Below are 3,359 nucleotides of genomic sequence, written 5' to 3'. Positions count from 1 at the left end.
CAGTCCGTTCAGTGCCAGCTCTTAGATCTCGTCCGTGTCGAGACGACGCAACTCCTCGGCGAGGCATTCACGCGTCTCACGCCGCGCCAGAGCTACTTCGGCGTCCGGTTGACCGGTACGACGCAGCGTCGCGGTCTTACCGGTCTGTGGACGAGTGATCGAGATACTCGTGGTTTCGCGCTGCAGTTCCACCCGAAGTTCGCCGGTTCGACGATGGACTTCGATTCCGAGCTTCGCTGCAAGCCAACCGGCGAGGATGTCCAGAGCTGGCTCCTCGCTGAGGCCGGATACCGTTGCGGACACGACCTTCTCGTGCGGAGCCTGATCGAGCGCGGTCGCCAGAAGACCGCGCCAGTACGTGATTCGGCTCCACGACAGGTCGGTGTCGCCGTCGTTGTAGCTCGACAGGCGACTCTTGATCGCCGCAGTGGTATCAGGCGCGTTCGTCGCATCGGTGATTCGACGAATGGCGAGGCGCCCCAATGGGTCCTTGGCTGGAACCGCGGGGGCCTCGTCCGGCCACCACGCAACGATGGGCGTATCCGGCAGAAGAAATGGAATCACGACACTGTGTTCGTGATTTGCCAGCTCGCCATTGAGGCGCAGTACCACAACCTCGGATGCGCCCGCGTCGCCGCCGACTCGAATCTGCGCATCGAGACTGGACTCTGCGGACCTGTCACCGTGCATCAGCACGATGACCCTGCAGGGGTGTTCGCGACTCGCCTCGTTGGCCGCAGCGATGGCGCGTTCCGCCTTGCCAGAATCTCGGCTGGCCACGATGAGCGTGAGGACGCGCCCGATGGTGACGGCACCCCCGGACTCGCGCAGTTCGACCAGCTGTTTGCCGACCTCGGCCGTCGTGGTGGCGGGAATGTCGACAATCACGGCCTTCTCCATTCTCGTCCGGTGCGTTCCATCATTTCGTCGCCCGACGACGGACCCCATGTTCCGGCCTCGTAGGGCTCGGCGGTGCCGCCCGAAGCCCAGAATTCGAGGATCGGGTCAAGGATCTTCCACGACAGTTCGACCTCGGCGTTGACCGGGAACAGTGATGGTTCACCGAGCAGGACGTCGAGGATCAAGCGTTCGTAGGCCTCGGGCGAGGATTCGGTGAACGCTTGTCCGTAGCTGAAGTCCATGCTGACGTCACGCACCTGCATGCTCGAGCCCGGCACCTTGGAACCGAACCGCATGGTGACGCCCTCGTCGGGCTGAACCCTGATGACGAGAGCATTCTGGCCCAGTTCCTCGGTCATCGTGGCGTCGAACGGCAGGTGCGGTGCCCGCTTGAAGACCATGGCGATTTCGGTGACACGACGCCCGAGCGCCTTGCCTGTCCGGAGGTAGAACGGCACCCCGCCCCACCGGCGAGTGTCCACCTCGAGCGTGATGGCCGCATAGGTCTCGGTGTTGGACTCGGAGTCGAATCCTTCTTCCTCCTTGAGCCCCTTCACCTTCTGGCTTCCCTGCCAACCGGCTGCATACTGACCGCGCGCTGACGTCTGATCCAACGGTTCGGCCAGTTTGGTGGCCGAGAGAACCTTGATCTTCTCCGACTGAAGCTCGGACGGGCTGAAGCTGACGGGTTCTTCCATCGCGGTAATCGCCAGAAGCTGCAACAGGTGATTCTGGATGACGTCGCGTGCGGCGCCGATGCCGTCGTAATAGCCTGCACGACCGCCCAATCCGATGTCCTCGGCCATCGTGATCTGGACATGGTCGACGTAGTGCGCGTTCCAGATCGGATCGAAGAGCTGATTGGCGAACCGCAACGCCAGGATGTTCTGAACGGTCTCTTTGCCGAGGTAGTGGTCGATCCGGAACACCCGGTCCTCCGGGAACACCCGGTTCACCACGGCATTGAGTTCCTTGGCGCTGGCCAGGTCATGGCCGAATGGCTTCTCGATCACAACTCGTCGCCACTTGTCGTCTACGCTCTGCGCCAGCCCGGAACGTGAAAGCTGTTCCAGCACAACAGGAAAAGCGCCAGGCGGAATGGACAAATAGAATGCGTGGTTGCCGCCGGTGCCGCGGGTGGAGTCCAGCTCGGCGAGCGTGGCGGCGAGCGTATCGAAGGCGGCATCATCGTCGAACGATCCCTGTACGAACCGGAATCCCTCGGCGAGGGTGTCCCACACTTCCTCACTGAAGGGAGTGCGCGCGTGATCCCGCACCGAATCGTGCACGATCTTGGCGAAATCCTGATCTGCCCACTCCCGACGGGCGAATCCGACCAGGGCGAAACCGGGGGGTAGAAGCCCCCGGTTCGCCAGGTCGTACACCGCAGGCATGAGCTTCTTTCGTGCCAGATCGCCTGTGACACCGAAAATCACCAGACTGCACGGTCCGGCAATTCGAGGTAGACGCTTGTCACGAGGGTCGCGGAGCGGGTTGTGCCACTCCGCCTGATCCTTGAGGTTCGAGTCTGCGGCGCTCACGTATCAGCTCTTCTGGCCCGCTTGACGAAGCTGCTCGCCAGTGGCCTCCAGCAGTTCGCTCCACGATGCCTCGAACTTCTCGACGCCCTCGTTCTCGAGAGTGAGGAAGACATCGGTGATATCGATGCCGATCGCCGAGAGCTTGTCGAAGACGTCCTGGGACTCGACGCCCTTGCCCGAGATGGTGTCGCCGGTGACGTCGCCGTGGTCGGCGACGGCGTCGAGTGTCTTTTCCGGCATCGTGTTGACGGTGTTGGGGGACACCAGCTCGGTGACGTACAGCGTGTCCGGGTATGCCGGGTTCTTCACGCCCGTCGATGCCCAGAGCGGACGCTGGGGGCGTCCACCGGAGCCGGCGAGTTCGTGGAAGCGGGGCCCGACCTCGAATGTCTGCTGGTAAGCGACGTACGCCAGCCGTGCGTTGGCCAGTGCGGCCTTGCCCTTGAGTGCTTCGGCGTCGGGGGTGCCGATCTTGTCGAGCCGTGCGTCGATTTCGGTGTCGACACGCGAGACGAAGAACGACGCGACGGAGTGAATCTTGTCGAGGTCGTGCCCGGCTGCCCGAGCAGCTTCGAGACCGTCCAGGTACGCGCCGATGACGGCCTCGTAGCGCTCGACGGAGAAGATCAACGTGACGTTGACGCTGATGCCCTCGCCGATGACCTTCGCGATCGCCGGGATGCCCGCCTCGGTGGCAGGGATCTTGATCAGCACGTTGGGACGGTCGACGATCTTCCACAGTTCGATTGCCTGAGCGATCGTCTTTTCGGTGTCGTGAGCCAGACGCGGATCGACCTCGATCGAGACGCGGCCGTCGACACCTGCCGACGACTGGAAGACCGGAGTGAAGATGTCGCACGCGTTGCGTACGTCGTCGGTCGTGACGGTCCGGATCGTGGCGTCCACGTCAGCGCCGCG

Annotated in this window: 3 protein-coding genes; all 3 read right to left on the bottom strand. The window is 63.1% G+C overall.

Features of this window, described 5'->3' with window-relative positions:
* Positions 1-21: 21 nt before the first annotated feature.
* Positions 22-888, bottom strand: coding sequence for a glucose-6-phosphate dehydrogenase assembly protein OpcA (gene opcA / locus A2J03_RS00920; protein ID WP_197480544.1), 867 nt, complete (start codon positions 886-888; stop codon positions 22-24).
* Complete coding sequence (gene zwf, locus A2J03_RS00915) at positions 885-2,441, bottom strand: glucose-6-phosphate dehydrogenase (RefSeq protein WP_068368459.1); 1,557 nt, start codon at positions 2,439-2,441, stop codon at positions 885-887. The genes opcA and zwf overlap by 4 nt, the downstream gene beginning before the upstream one ends.
* A gap of 3 nt (positions 2,442-2,444) precedes the next feature.
* The coding region (gene tal / locus A2J03_RS00910) for a transaldolase (RefSeq protein ID WP_068368456.1) at positions 2,445-3,359 on the bottom strand (915 nt) is incomplete at its 5' end.

Origin of the sequence: Rhodococcus sp. EPR-157 (assembly GCF_001647195.1) — a bacterium.
Lineage (GTDB): Bacteria > Actinomycetota > Actinomycetes > Mycobacteriales > Mycobacteriaceae > Rhodococcoides.
Note: the sequence above shows the minus strand (reverse complement) of the source record. Positions and strands in the feature narration are given on the sequence as shown.